Annotated in this window: 14 protein-coding genes; 7 read left to right on the top strand and 7 right to left on the bottom strand. The window is 59.2% G+C overall.

Going from position 1 to position 16,235, the window contains the following annotated elements:
- Positions 1–46 precede the first annotated feature (46 nt).
- The 3 genes from KCG87_RS08730 (at position 47) to ahpF (ending at position 3,380) form a co-directional block, all read left to right on the top strand.
- Positions 47–985, top strand: coding sequence for a site-specific integrase (locus KCG87_RS08730; protein WP_007963337.1), 939 nt, complete (start codon positions 47–49; stop codon positions 983–985).
- Between the two features lie 136 nt (positions 986–1,121).
- Positions 1,122–1,685 carry an alkyl hydroperoxide reductase subunit C gene (gene ahpC, locus KCG87_RS08725; RefSeq protein ID WP_003224621.1) on the top strand — a complete coding sequence of 188 codons (564 nt, stop codon included), beginning with the start codon at positions 1,122–1,124 and terminating at the stop codon, positions 1,683–1,685.
- Between the two features lie 132 nt (positions 1,686–1,817).
- Positions 1,818–3,380, top strand: a complete 1,563-nt coding sequence (ahpF, locus tag KCG87_RS08720; RefSeq protein ID WP_210557040.1) for an alkyl hydroperoxide reductase subunit F — start codon at positions 1,818–1,820, stop codon at positions 3,378–3,380.
- Positions 3,381–3,555: 175 nt separating this feature from the next.
- On the opposite strand, the gene gloA is transcribed toward ahpF, so the two are convergent.
- On the bottom strand, positions 3,556–4,077 hold the full coding sequence (gene gloA / locus KCG87_RS08715) for a lactoylglutathione lyase (RefSeq protein ID WP_007963339.1): 522 nt from the start codon (positions 4,075–4,077) through the stop codon (positions 3,556–3,558).
- A 139-nt stretch (positions 4,078–4,216) separates the two neighbouring features.
- Between gloA and KCG87_RS08710 the strand changes: the two genes are divergently transcribed.
- Positions 4,217–4,735: a DUF4946 domain-containing protein gene (locus KCG87_RS08710; RefSeq protein ID WP_098968409.1), complete on the top strand. Its 519-nt coding sequence runs from the start codon at positions 4,217–4,219 to the stop codon at positions 4,733–4,735.
- Between the two features lie 218 nt (positions 4,736–4,953).
- On the opposite strand, the gene KCG87_RS08705 is transcribed toward KCG87_RS08710, so the two are convergent.
- The gene (locus KCG87_RS08705) at positions 4,954–5,319 is read right to left on the bottom strand and encodes a histone-like nucleoid-structuring protein, MvaT/MvaU family (RefSeq protein WP_003224630.1); all 366 of its coding nucleotides are present in this window, start codon (positions 5,317–5,319) and stop codon (positions 4,954–4,956) included.
- Positions 5,320–5,553: 234 nt separating this feature from the next.
- Positions 5,554–7,089, bottom strand: a complete 1,536-nt coding sequence (locus KCG87_RS08700) for an EAL domain-containing protein (protein ID WP_210557045.1) — start codon at positions 7,087–7,089, stop codon at positions 5,554–5,556.
- A 459-nt stretch (positions 7,090–7,548) separates the two neighbouring features.
- Here KCG87_RS08700 and hppD point away from each other — a divergent pair, with 459 nt between their 5' ends.
- The gene (gene hppD / locus KCG87_RS08695; protein WP_210557047.1) at positions 7,549–8,625 is read left to right on the top strand and encodes a 4-hydroxyphenylpyruvate dioxygenase; all 1,077 of its coding nucleotides are present in this window, start codon (positions 7,549–7,551) and stop codon (positions 8,623–8,625) included.
- Positions 8,626–8,801: 176 nt separating this feature from the next.
- Here the strand turns inward: hppD and rarD are convergent, their stop codons facing one another.
- The 4 genes from rarD to KCG87_RS08675 form a co-directional block, all read right to left on the bottom strand.
- Positions 8,802–9,683 carry an EamA family transporter RarD gene (rarD, locus tag KCG87_RS08690; protein WP_027611999.1) on the bottom strand — a complete coding sequence of 294 codons (882 nt, stop codon included), beginning with the start codon at positions 9,681–9,683 and terminating at the stop codon, positions 8,802–8,804.
- A 286-nt stretch (positions 9,684–9,969) separates the two neighbouring features.
- Positions 9,970–10,983 carry an aldo/keto reductase gene (locus KCG87_RS08685; protein WP_210557048.1) on the bottom strand — a complete coding sequence of 338 codons (1,014 nt, stop codon included), beginning with the start codon at positions 10,981–10,983 and terminating at the stop codon, positions 9,970–9,972.
- Between the two features lie 68 nt (positions 10,984–11,051).
- The gene (locus KCG87_RS08680; RefSeq protein ID WP_210557049.1) at positions 11,052–11,951 is read right to left on the bottom strand and encodes a LysR family transcriptional regulator; all 900 of its coding nucleotides are present in this window, start codon (positions 11,949–11,951) and stop codon (positions 11,052–11,054) included.
- A gap of 180 nt (positions 11,952–12,131) precedes the next feature.
- Positions 12,132–13,442 (bottom strand): MFS transporter, encoded by a 1,311-nt coding sequence (locus KCG87_RS08675; protein ID WP_027611996.1) that lies wholly within the window; start codon positions 13,440–13,442, stop codon positions 12,132–12,134.
- A gap of 172 nt (positions 13,443–13,614) precedes the next feature.
- Here KCG87_RS08675 and KCG87_RS08670 point away from each other — a divergent pair, with 172 nt between their 5' ends.
- Positions 13,615–14,733: a sugar diacid recognition domain-containing protein gene (locus KCG87_RS08670; protein WP_210557050.1), complete on the top strand. Its 1,119-nt coding sequence runs from the start codon at positions 13,615–13,617 to the stop codon at positions 14,731–14,733.
- Positions 14,734–14,950: 217 nt separating this feature from the next.
- Positions 14,951–16,093: a glycerate kinase gene (locus KCG87_RS08665; RefSeq protein WP_210557051.1), complete on the top strand. Its 1,143-nt coding sequence runs from the start codon at positions 14,951–14,953 to the stop codon at positions 16,091–16,093.
- The last annotated feature ends 142 nt before the right edge of the window (positions 16,094–16,235 follow it).

Genomic DNA, 16,235 nt, shown 5'->3' with positions numbered 1-16,235 from the left:
TCGGTTTTTTCATCCAGCAATCAGTACGCCTGCGAGAACACTGCCCATGAGCGAGATCGATCGCTATCTGCAAGCCGCCACCCGTGACAACACCCGCCGCAGCTATCGTTCTGCGATCGAGCATTTCGAAGTGAAGTGGGGCGGCTTCCTGCCAGCGACCGCCGACAGCGTGGCGCGGTATCTGGTCGAGCATGCCGGGGTGCTGTCCATCAACACACTGAAACTGCGGCTGTCAGCGCTGGCGCAGTGGCACAACAGTCAGGGTTTTGCCGATCCGACCAAGGCGCCGGTGGTGCGCAAAGTGTTCAAAGGCATTCGCGCACTGCATCCGGCGCAGGAAAAACAGGCCGAACCGTTGCAATTGCACGATCTGCAGCAAGTGGTCGACTGGCTGGAACAGGAAGCCAGTAGTGCCAGGCAGAATCAGGATCGTCCGCAGTTGCTCAAGGCCTATCGCGATCGGGCGCTGATTTTGCTGGGCTTCTGGCGGGGCTTCCGCAGTGACGAGTTGTGCCGTCTGCAGATCGAGCACGTGCAGGCGCACGCCGGCAGCGGCATCACCCTCTACCTGCCGCGCAGCAAGGGCGACCGCGACAACCTCGGGCAGACGTATCAGGCGCCGGCGCTGCTCAAGCTGTGCCCGGTGCAGGCTTATATCGACTGGATCACCGAGGCAGCGCTGGTACGCGGTCCGGTGTTTCGCGGCGTTGACCGCTGGGGCCATCTGAGCGAGGAGGGCTTGCACGCCAACAGCATCATTCCGCTGTTGCGTCAGGCGCTCGAGCGCGCCGGCATCCCGGCCGAGCGTTACACCAGCCATTCCCTGCGCCGCGGCTTTGCCACGTGGGCGCATCAAAGCGGCTGGGATCTGAAATCGCTGATGAGTTACGTCGGCTGGAAGGATATGAAGTCAGCCATGCGCTATGTTGAAGCCAGCCCCTTTCACGGGATGGCTCGGATTACGGATAAGCCGGCTTCGTCGTAGATATGGTTTTCTTCTATTAATACAGTCCGCTAATAGCGAAAACAAATCAGCAGCATCAGGTTTGCCAATGAGCCATCCGTCGAATGAGTGGGTAGGATTCACCCATCGAATTCACAACCCTGACGGAGAGTCATCAATGCCTATCATCAACAGCCAAGTAAAACCGTTCAAAGCTACCGCATTCAAAAACGGCGACTTCGTACAAGTCTCGGACGCTGACCTGAAAGGCAAATGGTCCGTAGTGTTCTTCTACCCAGCCGACTTCACCTTCGTGTGCCCAACCGAGCTGGAAGACCTGGCCGACAACTACGCTGCGTTCCAGAAACTGGGCGTGGAAATCTACAGCGTTTCGACCGACACCCACTTTGCTCACGCTGCCTGGCACAACACCTCGCCAGCGATCGGCAAAATCGAATACACCATGATCGGCGACCCGACCCACGTCATCTCCCGCAACTTCGACGTGCTGATCGAAGAAGCTGGCCTGGCTGACCGTGGCACCTTCGTGATCAACCCTGAAGGCCAGATCAAAATCGTTGAACTGAACGATGGCGGCGTTGGCCGTGACGCTTCCGAGCTGCTGCGCAAGATCAAGGCTGCTCAATACGTTGCTGCTCACCCAGGCGAAGTTTGCCCGGCCAAGTGGAAAGAAGGCGAGGCCACTCTGGCTCCGTCCCTGGACCTGGTCGGCAAGATCTGAGTCTGTGAGACACGCAACACAGGGCGGGACTCCGCACCTACTTCAGTAAGCTGCACCGCCCATTGAAAAAGCCCGGGCGAGATTCGCTCGGGCTTTTTTTCGCCTCGAATAAAGACACAGGAGATCGCCCGTATGTTGGACGCCAATCTTAAAGCCCAGTTGAAATCGTACCTGGAACGGGTTACCCAGCCGATCGAGATCGTTGCTTCCCTCGACGACGGTGCGAAATCCCGGGAAATGCTTGACCTGCTGAAAGACGTTGCCAGTCTTTCGAGCCAAATTACTCTGATCGACAGCGGCACCGATGCCCGCAAGCCGTCGTTCTCGATCAATCGCCCGGGTGCCGACATCAGCCTGCGTTTCGCCGGCATCCCGATGGGCCATGAATTCACCTCGCTGGTGCTGGCCCTGTTGCAAGTCGGCGGCCACCCATCGAAAGCCAGTGCCGAAGTGATCGAACAGATCCGCTCGCTCAAGGGTGAGTTCAGTTTCGAAACCTACTTCTCGCTGTCGTGCCAGAACTGCCCAGACGTGGTCCAGGCGCTGAACCTGATGGCCGTGCTGAATCCGAACATCCGTCACGTCGCCATCGACGGCGCGTTGTTCCAGGACGAAGTCAACGATCGCAAGATCATGGCCGTGCCGAGCATCTATCTTAACGGTGAAAACTTCGGCCAGGGCCGTATGGGCCTGGAAGAAATCCTCGCCAAACTCGACACTGGCGCCATCGAGCGTCAGGCCGAGAAAATCAGCGCCAAACAAGCCTTTGATGTGCTCGTAGTTGGCGGTGGCCCGGCCGGTGCGTCGGCCGCTATCTATGCTGCCCGTAAAGGCATTCGCACCGGTGTTGCGGCTGAGCGCTTCGGCGGTCAGGTGCTGGACACCATGGCCATCGAGAACTTCATTTCCGTGCAGGAAACCGAAGGCCCGAAACTGGCGACGGCGCTGGAAGAACACGTCAAGCAGTACGACGTCGATATCATGAACCTGCAGCGCGCCGACAAGCTGATTCCCGGCAAGAATGGCGAGTTGCACGAAGTCCACTTCGCCAGCGGTGCGACCCTGAAAGCCAAGAGCGTGATCCTGGCGACCGGCGCACGCTGGCGTGAAATGAACGTGCCGGGCGAGCAGGAATACCGTAACAAGGGCGTAGCGTACTGCCCGCACTGCGACGGCCCGCTGTTCAAAGGCAAGCGCGTGGCGGTGATCGGCGGTGGTAACTCCGGCGTTGAAGCGGCCATCGACCTGGCCGGTATCGTTGCCCACGTGACACTGCTGGAGTTCGACGTGCAACTGCGTGCCGACGCGGTACTGCAACGCAAACTGCAAAGCCTGCCAAACGTCACCGTGATCACCAGTGCGCAAACCACTGAAGTCACCGGTAATGGCGAGAAGGTCAACGGCCTGCGTTACAAGGATCGCAATACTGACGAACTGCGCAGCGTCGAGCTGGAAGGGATTTTCGTACAGATCGGTCTGCTACCGAACACCGACTGGCTCAAAGGCACCATTGAGCTGTCGCCGCGTGGTGAAATCATCGTCGACAACCGTGGCGAGACCTCGATCCCGGGGATCTTCGCGGCCGGCGACGTGACCACTGTGCCGTACAAGCAGATCGTGATTGCAGTGGGCGAGGGCGCCAAGGCTTCCCTCAGTGCGTTCGATCACTTGATCCGTACTTCGGCGCCGGCGTAAAACGGCAGTCGCTGAAATGAAAAACCCATGAGCGATCATGGGTTTTTTTATGCCTGACACAATCCAATTGTAGGAGTGAGCCTGCTCGCGATGGCGGCTGCACATTCAAAACATCATGGCCTGACACACCGCTATCGCGAGCAGGCTCACTCCTACAGGAGAAATTTGCAGTGAGTTATAGGGGCGCAGGCTGGATGATTTCAACCCAGTAGCCATCCGGGTCCTTGATGAACGCCAGGCTTTTCATACGGCCATCAGTCAGGCGCTTCTGGAAGTCACAGCCCAGCTCTTCAAAACGTGCGCACGCGGCAACGATGTCCGGCACCGAGATGCAGATGTGGCCGAAACCGCGTGGGTCGGTGTTGCCATTGTGATAGGCGAAGTCGGCGTCGTTTTCGGTGCCGTGGTTGTGGGTCAGTTCCAGAATGCCGGGGATCGACTTCATCCATTCGGTGCGGGCGGCGGCGTCGGCCGGGATCTGCGCCTTGTCGACCAGCGCGAGGAAGTACAGGCTGAATTCGGCTTCCGGGAAATCACGCTTTTCAACCAGCGAGAAGCCCAGTACGCGGGTGTAGAAATCCAGCGACTTGGTGATGTCCTTTACACGCAGCATGGTGTGGTTAAAGACGAAGTTGCGGGTTGCGCTGTCTGGAGTGGCGGTGACGCCGGGGAAAGTGTTCAGTTCGTGCAGGCTCATAGGCCCTCCGTAACAATGGGGCGAGTGAATGGGCGCAATGATACGCATGCGGGGCGGCATCGCCAAACCGAATGCGCGGCTTGCTCTGTGGGCGGCCGGGCCTCAGACTTTGCTGCTCAATCTGCGAGTGCCTCTGGTAATGATCCGACCGTTCAAAGCGCTGTTCGTTTGCCTTTTCTCATCGCTGCTTGCCGTTCCGGCGCTGGCGGATCAGCCCAGTATCACCTGGCCTGCAGGCTGGGAAGTAGAGGCGCTGCCTGATCAAACCCCTCAGGTTTCGCGCCAGCGCGCGGTGAAAAACGATGCTGACGGCAATCAGGTGATGGTGATGGAGTTGACCATGAGCCAGGTTGAGGCAGGCCATCAGGTCAATGTGCAGGGTGTCCTGCTGGAAATGCGCAAATCTATTCAGAAAGACTTCTTCCAGGGTGGCTATCAAAGCGTTTGCAACAAGATACATCCGGCAAAACTCGCCGCTCTGGATGCACTGGAGACCACCTGCACGATCACCGAAAACGGCCGTCATGTGTTGTCGCAAACATTGGTTGCTGCGGTCGCGACGGATAAGGCTTATGTACTTTCTTACGCGGGTCAGGCTGAGGTTTATAAGGCGAGCGCCGAGGAAATAGTCGCAGTGAGAAACAGCTTGAAACTTTAAGCGTCTGTTTGCACCGCTACGGGTTTAGATACCCGAAGGAATTAAGCACAAAGTTTAGCGGTCGTTGCGGTTGCAACATCCCGGCGCAAAATGTTTAGCCTCACGGCTTGTGGGTGTTAAAGCAGATTGATAATTAGCGTGGCGGAAATCGTTGCTTTTGTTAGATATTGTCGAAAAAAAAGCCCTGCATAGAGCAGGGCTTGTTTGTTGACGCAAGATTAACCGCGCAACCAGGAATCGACGGTGGCAGCACCGTACTGTTCTTTCCAGGCTTTCAGGCCGCGGTGATTGCCGCCCTTGGTTTCGATCAGTTCACCGGTGTGCGGGTTCTGATAGACCTTGACCACGCGAGCGCGGCGGGTTTTCGGTGCGGCAGACACTTGCAGGCCGGACTTGGACGGGTTCGGATCGAGGATGGCGATGATGTCTTTCAGGCCTTTGCCGTAGGTTTTCATCAGCCCCTGGAGCTTTTCTTCGAATTCGATTTCTTTCTTGAGCCCGGCATCGTTCTTCAGCGATTCCAACTGCTTGAGCTGTTCCTGAAGGGCCTTTTCAGCTGCACGAAATTCAGCGAGTCTGGACAATATCTTTACTCCAATAGTGTGTTTGGCTGATACCAACCGCAAACAAAGCTATAAGCCAAGAGCCTTGAAGCGACTCGGTGATAATGGCTCACCTGCCAATCTTGCACAGGCTGAAAAAATTGTAGTAGTTAATGCGCCAAGAGTAAATCCTGATCTTGTCGTCATGTAACAACAGTGGTGTTTTGTATCAATTTGGTGCGCCCGGTCGCAGCGCCGGGCTTAATTTATTTTTAGTTAATGGTGACTTAATGCATCGATGAAGTCGGCGCCAGGCATGGGTTTTCCGAACAGATAGCCCTGCAGGAAGTTGACGTGGTGTGCGGTCAGATAGTCAGCCTGAGCCTGAGTTTCTACACCTTCGGCAACAATACCCAAATCGAGCTTGGCCGACAGTTCGATAATCGTGTCCAGAATATGCCGCGACAGCGCATCAATGCCGATCATCGCGACGAAACTCTGGTCGATCTTGAGAAAATCGACATTGAATGTTCGCAGGTAGCCCAGACTTGAATGGCCGGTACCGAAATCGTCGATGGCGATCATCACCCCCAGCGCGTGCAACTGCTCGAACAATAGGTGCGTGACATCGGTTGGCTCAATCAGCTCGCGCTCGGTCAGCTCCAGCACCAGGTTGATACTGCCGGGGGCAAAAGCAGCGAGAAACCCGCGACAGTCTTCGACCAGTTGCAGATCCTGGCAATGGCTGGCGGTGATGTTGATGCCGATGTGGAACGGTTTGTCGAACTCCGCCGACAACGGGCCGAGCAGGGCGGCTGTCTGCTGCATCAGCGAACGAGTCATGGGCACGATCAGGCCTGAATGTTCGGCAAACGGAATGAACAGATCCGGACGCACCAGACCCTCCTTGGGGTGATTCCAGCGCATCAGCACTTCAGCGCCGGACCATTTCCGGCTGTCGCCATGCACCACCGGCTGGAAGTAGGGAATGAATTCGCCAGCCTCCAGCGCGCGCAGCATCTCATGGCTGGGCGAAGTGGCGCGCCGTTGCAGGACATGGGCGATAGCGCCCGCGATCACCCCGAAAAATATCAGCAGACTGAACAGCGGCGGGTATTCGCCGGCCATGTAGCGCCACGTTTGCCCCTGCGGGAAGCCTGCACTGACACTGAAGGCATAGCGCGAAGACGCGAGCATACTCTGCGCCACCGGTAACGGCGGCAGGGCGCCTTGATGCACCTTGCCATCGACGGACAGCCAGTTATCGCCGACCTGCAACAACAGCAGCGTCTGCCGGCCGATCAGGCGCAGGATGTTGCTCAGGTGATAACCATCGAGGGTGGTCAGCGCGCCACCGCGACCTTCGCTGAGGCGATACACCAGCAGCGCGGTGTCGGGCGTGACGGGGTTGCCATTCATCAACCACAGTTTGCCCTGCGTATAGTCGCCCGGATTCACGGCCTCCTTGAACTCCCCGAACAGCGAGCTGCAATAGAGGTTGTTGTCCCACACCAGATTGGTCGAGCGTACAAAAGGTCGACGGGTCACCTGCTCACGCAAGGCCAGTTTGACGCTGTCGCAGGGCTGGCCGGCCAGGGGCAGCAGTTCGCTGGCGGCCTGGGCGGTGTTGTCGAGCATCAGTTCAAACTGGCGCAACGCCTCCTCGGCGGTATTTTGCGTGCTCTGTTGCAAGGTGCGTTCGGCTTGCAGATACAGAATCCCTGTGCCCAAAAGCACCGGCAGCAGGCCGCAAAGCAGGGTCACAATCATCCGCACGCTACGTTTGCGGCGGGGTTTGACAGTCAAGGGCATGGACGCATCCTGTTGCGATGGAGTGAAACTCTCGAATGCAGGCTGGCAACGGCGCGCCTGTGAAAAACAGCGGAGTCAAAACGCATGATAGATGGCCGTTGCCGCTTGTGCCGCTTACAGGCGATTGATCTGCGGGGCGAGTGCGATACAGGCTCAGCTTGTTTACGTGTGCAACAAACCCCTTGCACCGATGCGAAAAAGGCGGATTTTATAGAGAGGGCAGACAACCCTATTTACGCTGTGTAGAATCGGGTTACGCATACAATAATAAACCTCTTCTGGCAGCAGAAGCCTCGCCCGCAAGAGCCTTGGGTCGACAATGAAGATATTCGGGTTTCAACTGATCTACGGTGACTTCCTCGCCCGCAGTGTGCGAGGCATCTCCTGCGCACCTCCCGCCGGTCTCAGCATTACTGACAAATAACTCTGGTTAATTGATAAGAATGATGAGGCGCCACCATGGCAGATTTATACGAAAACCCAATGGGCCTGATGGGCTTTGAGTTCATCGAGTTCGCATCGCCGACTCCTGGCACCCTGGAGCCGATCTTCGAGATCATGGGCTTCACCAAAGTCGCGACCCACCGCTCCAAGAACGTGCACCTGTACCGTCAGGGCGCGATCAACCTGATCCTCAACAACGAACCCAATAGCGTCGCTTCGTACTTCGCGGCCGAGCATGGACCGTCGGTGTGCGGCATGGCGTTCCGCGTGAAGGATTCGCAAAAGGCCTACAGCCGCGCATTGGAACTCGGTGCTCAGCCGATCCACATCGAAACCGGCCCGATGGAGCTGAACCTGCCAGCGATAAAGGGCATCGGCGGCGCGCCGCTGTACCTGATCGACCGTTTCGGCGAAGGCAGTTCGATCTATGACATCGACTTCGTGTTCATCGAGGGCGTTGATCGCAACCCGGTCGGTGCCGGTCTGAAGATCATCGACCACCTGACCCACAACGTGTACCGCGGCCGCATGGCCTACTGGGCCAACTTCTACGAGAAGCTGTTCAACTTCCGCGAGATCCGCTATTTCGACATCAAGGGCGAATACACCGGCCTGACCTCGAAAGCGATGACCGCACCGGACGGCATGATCCGCATCCCGCTGAACGAAGAGTCGTCCAAGGGCGCCGGGCAGATCGAAGAGTTCCTGATGCAGTTCAATGGCGAGGGCATTCAGCACGTGGCGTTCCTCACCGACGACCTGGTCAAGACCTGGGATCAGTTGAAGAAGATCGGCATGCGCTTCATGACCGCACCGCCGGACACCTACTACGAAATGCTCGAAGGCCGCCTGCCGAACCACGGCGAGCCGGTGGATCAACTGCAATCGCGCGGCATCCTGCTCGACGGCTCGTCGAACCCGGACGACAAGCGCCTGCTGCTGCAGATCTTCTCGGAAACCCTGATGGGCCCGGTGTTCTTCGAATTCATCCAGCGTAAGGGCGATGATGGTTTCGGCGAGGGCAACTTCAAGGCCCTGTTCGAATCGATCGAGCGTGATCAGGTGCGTCGTGGTGTGCTCGCAACCGAGTAATCCGCCACCAGAATGAAAAAATCCCGGCTTGCAGTCATGCACAGCCGGGATTTTTTTTGCATCAGCAAAACTGTGGGAGCGGGCTTGCTCGCGAATTCGGTCTTTCGTTCAAGGTCTTTGTTGACTGAACTGACGCTTTCGCGAGCAAGCCCGCTCCCACAGTTGTTTGGCTGTTTTTAAGACCTGCGTTGTCGCATCAGGTGTTTGAAGCCTTCGAAGATCAGCACCACAACGGCGAGCCAGATCGGAATGTAGGTCAGCCACTCACCCGCCTTGATGCTTTCCCCCAGCAACAGCGCCACGCCGAGCAGTAACACCGGCTCGACGTAACTGAGCAAACCAAACAGGCTGAACGGCAGCAAGCGGCTGGCAATGATGTACACCACCAGCGCCGAAGCACTGATCAGACCGAGCAGCGGAATCAGCCAGAGCAAGCCCGGATACTGATCGAACACGGCGAAACCTTGCTCACCACCGCGCACGAACCAGTACGCCACCGGCAGCATCAAGGTCATGTCGACCCACAGACCGCCCAGGTTGTCGGTCTTCAGGCGTTTGCGCAGGACGAAATACAGCGGGTAACCGACCACGACCACCAGGGTCGCCCAGGAAAATCCGCCGACCCGATACAGCTCGTTCGCCACGCCGAGAACGGCAAAGAACACCGCGATTTTTTGCAGGTACGACAGGCTGTCGCCGTACACAATGCGCCCGGTCAGTACCATCGCCAGCGGCAACAGGAAATAACCCAGCGACACATCGAGGCTGTAGCCGTTGAGCGGCGCCCACATGAACAGCCACAACTGCACGCCGAGCAAACCCGACGAAACAATCAGACCGCCAATCAGCTTTGGATAGCCCGCCACCTTGCGCAGCAACTCCAGCACCCGCCGCCATTCACCCGACACCAGCATGAACACGGTCATGCACGGCACAGTCAGCAGCATCCGCCAGCCAAAGATTTCCACGCCGCTCAACGGAGTGAGCAGCGAGGTGTAGTAATACATGACGGCAAACAGCACCGAAGCTGAAACCGATAGAGCGATACCTTTAGACAAACTGTCCTCGCGGATGGGTGATCAAACAGGGCGCGCAGGATACGTGGTTTTTGTGCTGAATATTGGCCGGGGCGGTCAATATTTTCTACATGAACCCAAAAGCCCCTCACCCTAACCCTCTCCCACAGGGAGAGGGGACTGACCGTAGGGTCTCGCGACATTCAGCGATGTGAAAGTCCGAGTCGATTATGCATTCAACACAACAGCTTCAGGCAAAAGCGTAGCTTCAATATTCCCCGATCGGTTCCCTCTCCCCCGGGAGAGGGCTAGGGTGAGGGCGGGGGGCTCACGTCGAACGCGGTTTACGGCCCGACACAAAATGGCTCACATCGTTAAACTCCGGCGTCGAAGCATGCCCCGGCGTCACCAGCGAGTCGATAAACGCTTCATCCTCCGCCGTGATCTGCACCGCCTGCGCCTTGGTGTAAGCGTCCCACTGCTGTTCGGTACGCGGCCCGACAATCGCCGAGGTCACCGCGCTGTTGTTCAGCACCCAGGCAATCGCGAATTCGACAATCCCGACGCCACGGCTCTGGGTGTACTGCTGAATCTGCTGGGCGATGCGCAGCGATTCCACCCGCCATTCGGTTTCCAGAATGCGTTTGTCCTGACGCCCGGCGCGGCTGTTGGCGTCGGGAGTGGCATCGGGTGCGTACTTGCCGCTGAGCACGCCGCGAGCCAGCGGACTGTAAGGCACCACGCCGAGGCCATAGGTTTGCGCGGCGCTGATCTGCTCGGTCTCGGCCTGACGGTTGACGATGTTGTACAGCGGCTGACTGATCACCGGGCGGTCGATACCGAGCTTGTCAGCGATGCGAATCACCTCGGCGATGCGCCAGCCGCGATAGTTCGACAGGCCCCAGTAACGGATCTTGCCCTGACGAATCAGATCGCCGATCGCCGACACCGTGACTTCCAGCGGCGTGTTGTGGTCTTCGCGGTGCAGGTAATAGATGTCGAGATAGTCGGTGCCAAGACGGGTCAGGCTGGCCTCCAGACCATTGAAGATGTGCTTGCGGCTCAAGCCGCTGCGGTTCGGCACGCCGTCCATCGGGCCGAAACCGACCTTGGTCGCCAGCACCCATTCATGCCGATGGCGGGCAATCGCTTCACCGACGATCTCTTCCGAGCGGCCGCTGGTGTAGACGTCGGCGGTGTCGATGAAATTGATGCCCTGATCCCAGGCCTTGTCGATGATGCGCAGCGAGTCCTCGGCGCTGGTCTGCTCGCCAAACATCATCGTGCCGAGGGTGAGGGTGGACACCTGCAATCCCGAGTGCCCCAGTGTGCGATAGCTCATGCCGAAATCCTTTTATCGGTGGGAAAACTCCAATCAAATACCAGAAGCTTCCGATGGGGCAAAGTGAATTATCGGCTGAGCGCTGCGCAACGCGCCTGCAAAAACGCCTGCAACACCCGAACGCGTTCGGACACCTGCACCCGATGCGGGCACAGCAGATTGAACGGCACGCTCTCGCCATGCCAGTCATCGAACAGCGTCAGCAGGCGTCCGCCGCGCACATCCTCGGCGACGTCCAGCCAGGCTTTGTAGGCAATGCCATGCCCGGCCAGGGCCCAGCGTCGCGCGACTTCGCCGTCATCGCTGAAGTAATCGCCGTGGACTTCCACTTCCAGCGTTTCGTCCTCGCGACTGAAGCGCCAGGTGTTGTAGGGCCGACCATTGCGCAGGTAGAGCAGGGCGCTGTGTTCGCGCAGTTCGCCGGGATGTTGCGGTGTGCCATGGCGGGCGAGATAGTCCGGACTGGCGCAGGCAACACGGCGATGCGCCGGCAGAATTGGCAACGCGACCAGGGTCGAATCACTGGGCACACCAAAGCGCAGCGCGACATCCACGGTTTCGCGAAACAGATCGGCGTGCCGATCGTTGAGCAGCAGTTGCAGCTGAATATTCGGGTGTTCGCGTTTGAAATCGTCCAGCCACGGCAACAACACGTTGCGCCCGAAGTCCGAGGGCGCCGCCAGTTGCAGCACACCGCTGAGGCCTTCGCCGTGTTGCTTCAGTGCCTGCTCACCTTCGGCCAGGGCGGACAGGGCGATGCGCACGCTGTCGAGATAACGCCGACCTTCTTCGGTCAGGCGCATGCTGCGGGTGGAGCGCGCGAGCAGGCGGATACCGAGGCGGGTTTCCAGGCGCTTCAAGGCGATGCTTGCGGCGGCCGGCGTCAGTTCCAGCGCACGGGCAGCGGCGGAGATGCTGCCGGAGTCGGCCACGCGGACGAAGATCTCCAGATCGAGAATCGAGCTCATTGGTAAAAATCCTTTAAAGATCTGTGCGTTTTTGCGGGATTTTTCCGTGATTGGCAAGTCGGGGGCGTTGTAATCATTAAGCAAAAAAGACCGCAGCCTGCGGCAGCTCCTACAGGGAAACGCGTATTTCCATGTAGGCGCTGCCGCAGGCTGCGATCTTTTGATCTTGATGCGTGATGATTAAGCCCGCAGCGTCCGCGTCATGCGCAACGCCAGCAAGCTGCCGCCGACAATCACACCCGCCAGCAGATACAACGCCGCATCGGTCGAACCGGTGCTGTCCTTGACCCAACCCACCAGATACGGGCTGAGGAAACCGGCCATTTGCCCCATCGAGTTGATCAACGCCAGGCCACCGGCCGCCGCGCCCGCGCTCAACAGGGCAGTCGGCACTGGCCAGAACATCGGCAGGCCGGTTAGCGCGCCCATGGTCGCAATGGTCAGGCCGAGAATGGCGATGGCCGGGTTGGCGGCGAAGTTCACCGCGATCAGCAGACCGAGCGCGCCCATCAGCATCGGTACGACCAAGTGCCAGCGACGCTCTTTGCGCAAGTCCGCCGAACGCCCGACCAGCAGCATGAACACCGCCGCCAGCAGATAGGGGATCGCACTCAGCCAGCCGATCACCAGGTTGTCGCTGAAACCGAGGTTCTTGATGATCGACGGCAGCCAGAAGTTGATCGCGTACACGCCGCTCTGGATGCAGAAATAGATCAGGCCGAAGGCCCAGATTGCCGGGTTCTTGAACACCGCGAGCAGTGAGTCGGAAGTGGTTTTCGGTTTGTTCGCCAGGTCTTCGGCCTGATCGGCTTCAAGCACCGCGCGCTCGTGCGGGCTCAGCCACTTGGCATTGGCGAAGCTGTCGCTGAGCAGGAAATAGGCGAGGGCGCCGAGGATCACGGTCGGAATACCTTGCAGCAGGAACATCCACTGCCAGCCGGCCAGTCCACCTTGCCCGGCGGCGAAGTGATTGAGGATCCAGCCGGAGAACGGGCTGCCAAGCAGGCCCGAGACCGGAATTGCCGACATGAACAGCGCCATGATCCGTCCACGGCGGAACGTCGGGAACCACTGCGAGAGGTACAGCACCACACCCGGGAAGAACCCGGCTTCGGCCGCACCGGTGAACAGGCGCAGGGTGTAGAACTGGGTCGGGGTGGTGACGAACAACAGGCAGGTCGACAGCGTGCCCCAAGTGATCATCATCAGCGCGATCCAGCGTCGCGGGCCGAATCGGGTCAGCGCCAGGTTGCTCGGCACGCCGCACAGCACGTAGCCGATGAAGAAGATCCCGGCACCGAGGCCGTAAACGGTTTCACTGAACTTCAACGCGTCGAGCATCTGCAGTTTGGCGAAGCCGACGTTGACCCGGTCGAGGTAATTGAACAGGTAGCAGATGAAGATGAAGGGGATCAAACGCAGGGTGATGCGTTTGTAGACGGCGTTTTTACCGTCGTCGATGGTCTGGGTAGCTGCGGCGCTCTGCGACATAGCGGCTCTCTCTTTATTATGATTTTTTGCGATGCACAGGTTAACGTTGATCGCCCCGAGAGTCTCGGCCACCTGTGGCCGGATTGTCTTTGTGCCTGAGCACAGGGTTTGCCGCCAGACCCTGTGCGGGTGAACAACCGTCCGCCGCCGCTGCTTAAGGATTTTGCCGATCATGTTCGAACTCGATCACGACCTCGCTCAGGATATCGTCGACCGGGCCATGGCCATTTTGCCCTACAACGTCAACGTCATGGACAGCCAGGGCCTGATCCTTGGCAGCGGCGAGCTGGAGCGCATCAACACCCGTCACGAGGGTGCGCAACTGGTGCTGGCCAATGGGCGAGTAGTGGAGATCGACGCGCAAACCGCGGTGCACTTGAAGGGTGTGCAGCCGGGCATCAACCTGCCGCTGATGCTCGATCAACGCCTGATCGGCGTGCTCGGTATTACCGGCGAACCGGAGCAACTGCGCACCTACGCCGAACTGGTGCGCATGACCGCCGAAATGCTCGTCGGCCAGCGCAACCAGCAGGCCGAGCAGCAATGGCGGCGCCAGCGTTGCGATGACCTGTTGGCGTTGCTGTTGAGCGAAGCCGGCGACTCGCCGCGACTGATCGATGAGGCGCAGCAACTTGGGCTCAAGCCGCAGTTGACCCGGGTGCCGTATCTGTTCGAACTGGGTCTGGAGCATGGGCCGGGGCAGACCGTCGAGGCGCTGAGCGCGTGGTTGACCTCGCGCTATCCGGACAGCTGGTGCGTGAGTTCGGCCAAGTCGTCGCTGCTGTGGTGCCGACCCGCAAGTCAAACGGTTGAGCATGATCGCCTGCTGGAAAAACTCGATGGCCTCGGCTGGAACATTCTGCGCATCGCTGTGGGTGGGCAGGCGGATGGGCTGGCCGGGTTACGCCGCTGTTATCGGCGGGTTGGCGATCTGCTGGCTTATGGCCGGGAAGTGCTGCCGCAATTGCGACTGCTGACGCTCAATCGCTATCGCTTGCCGGTGATGCTCTGGCGCCATCGCAACGATGATGCGCTGGATGAATTGCTCAAACCGTTGCGCAAAGTCATCGCCAAGGACGGCAATGGCCAGTTGCTCGCGACCCTGCGCAGTTGGTGTGAACACGACGGGCAGAGTCAGGCCTGCGCCGATGCGCTGGGCATTCATCGCAACAGCTTGCGTTATCGGATGGAGCGGATTGCTGAGTTGAGCGGGGTTGATCCGCTGAAACTCGACGGGATGCTGGCGCTATATCTCGGGGTGCAATTGCTGCCGCACATTGATCCGGGCTGATCGGATGTTTTCACCGACGCCTTCGCGAGCAGGCTCACTCCTACAGGGGAACGCATTTCAAATGTAGGAGTGAGCCTGCTCGCGATAGGGCCACTACATTCATCCCCAAGGCTTTTGTAGAAATGAACAATAAACGCCCACCGCACTTGTGCAGCGGACCGGCGTCAATGCGCAGGCCGACTGGCAGCATGAACGGCATTGGAACTGGAGAATTCGCATGAAGATCGTCATCGCCCCCGATTCGTTCAAGGACAGCCTGAGTGCCCAAGGCGTTGCCGAAGCCATTGCTCTGGGGTTGGCGCAAGTCTGGCCGCAAGCAACACTGGTCAAATGCCCGATGGCCGACGGCGGCGAGGGCACGGTGGAATCGATTCTCGCCGCTTGCGAGGGTGAACTGCGCCGCACCCGAGTACGCGGGCCGCTGGGTGCGCCGGTCGACGCCGCGTGGGGCTGGTTGCCACACAATCACACCGCGATCATCGAAATGGCCGAGGCCAGTGGTTTGCAATTAGTGCCTACGGGGCAACGCGATGCATGCATCACCAGCACCTTCGGCACCGGCGAACTGATTCGCGCCGCGCTGGATGCCGGCGCGCAACGGGTGATTCTGGCGATTGGCGGCAGCGCCACTAACGATGGCGGTGCCGGTGCGATGCAGGCGCTCGGGGTGAAATTGCTCGATGCGCAGGGTCAGCCATTGGTGCCGGGCGGCTTGGCGCTGGCACAACTGGCGCGACTGGACTTGAGCGAGCTTGATCCGCGTCTGGCCCACGTGCGCTTCGACATCGCCGCCGACGTCAACAATCCGCTGTGCGGCCCACACGGCGCCTCGGCGATTTTCGGCCCGCAAAAAGGCGCATCACCGGCACAGGTGCAACAACTGGATCAGGCGCTGGGGCATTTCGCCGAGCTCTGCGCGCAAGCGTTGGGCAAGGACGTTCGCGATGAGCCGGGCAGTGGTGCGGCGGGGGGATTGGGTTTTGCGGCCAAGGCGTTTCTTGGCGCGCAATTTCAGGCCGGCGTGGAAGTGGTGGCCGAGTTGGTTGGGCTGGCCGAAGCGGTCAACGGCGCCGATCTGGTGATCACGGGAGAAGGGCGCTTCGACGCGCAAACCCTGCGCGGCAAGACCCCGTTCGGCGTGGCGCGGATTGCCAAGCAGCACGGCGTGCCGGTGATCGTCATCGCCGGCACCTTGGGTGAGGGTTATCAGGAACTCTACGAGCACGGCATCGACGCCGCATTCGCCGTCACCAGCGGCCCGATGACCTTGGAGCAAGCCTGCGCCGAAGCCCCACGCTTGTTGCGCGAACGGGCGACGGACATCGCCCGCGTCTGGCAGATGGCCAAACTCAATAACTGACTTCCTGAAGATGTTGTGGAGAGGGGATAAATCCCCTCTCCACAGGGGGTTAGTGTCAAGGTGTTTCAGCGCTGAAACACCTTGAAAAATATTTTCGCTTTACACGAAATCTTCCTAAAGCCCCGCCGATACAGAGATCAGG

This window comes from Pseudomonas sp. MWU347 (assembly GCF_017947305.1).
Lineage (GTDB): Bacteria > Pseudomonadota > Gammaproteobacteria > Pseudomonadales > Pseudomonadaceae > Aquipseudomonas > Aquipseudomonas putida_A.
This window is presented reverse-complemented; position numbering and strand designations above follow the sequence as displayed.

Excerpts from the sequence above, each read along its gene's own strand:
- ahpC (WP_003224621.1), top strand. The coding sequence starts at position 1,122 with ATGCCTATCATCAACAGCCAAGTAAAACCGTTCAAAGCTACCGCATTC.
- gloA (WP_007963339.1), bottom strand. The coding sequence starts at position 4,077 with ATGAGCCTGCACGAACTGAACACTTTCCCCGGCGTCACCGCCACTCCA.
- KCG87_RS08710 (WP_098968409.1), top strand. The coding sequence starts at position 4,217 with ATGATCCGACCGTTCAAAGCGCTGTTCGTTTGCCTTTTCTCATCGCTG.
- KCG87_RS08665 (WP_210557051.1), top strand. The coding sequence starts at position 14,951 with ATGAAGATCGTCATCGCCCCCGATTCGTTCAAGGACAGCCTGAGTGCC.
- KCG87_RS08675 (WP_027611996.1), bottom strand. The coding sequence starts at position 13,442 with ATGTCGCAGAGCGCCGCAGCTACCCAGACCATCGACGACGGTAAAAAC.
- KCG87_RS08685 (WP_210557048.1), bottom strand. The coding sequence starts at position 10,983 with ATGAGCTATCGCACACTGGGGCACTCGGGATTGCAGGTGTCCACCCTC.
- KCG87_RS08670 (WP_210557050.1), top strand. The coding sequence starts at position 13,615 with ATGTTCGAACTCGATCACGACCTCGCTCAGGATATCGTCGACCGGGCC.
- KCG87_RS08730 (WP_007963337.1), top strand. The coding sequence starts at position 47 with ATGAGCGAGATCGATCGCTATCTGCAAGCCGCCACCCGTGACAACACC.
- ahpF (WP_210557040.1), top strand. The coding sequence starts at position 1,818 with ATGTTGGACGCCAATCTTAAAGCCCAGTTGAAATCGTACCTGGAACGG.
- hppD (WP_210557047.1), top strand. The coding sequence starts at position 7,549 with ATGGCAGATTTATACGAAAACCCAATGGGCCTGATGGGCTTTGAGTTC.
- KCG87_RS08700 (WP_210557045.1), bottom strand. The coding sequence starts at position 7,089 with ATGCCCTTGACTGTCAAACCCCGCCGCAAACGTAGCGTGCGGATGATT.
- KCG87_RS08680 (WP_210557049.1), bottom strand. The coding sequence starts at position 11,951 with ATGAGCTCGATTCTCGATCTGGAGATCTTCGTCCGCGTGGCCGACTCC.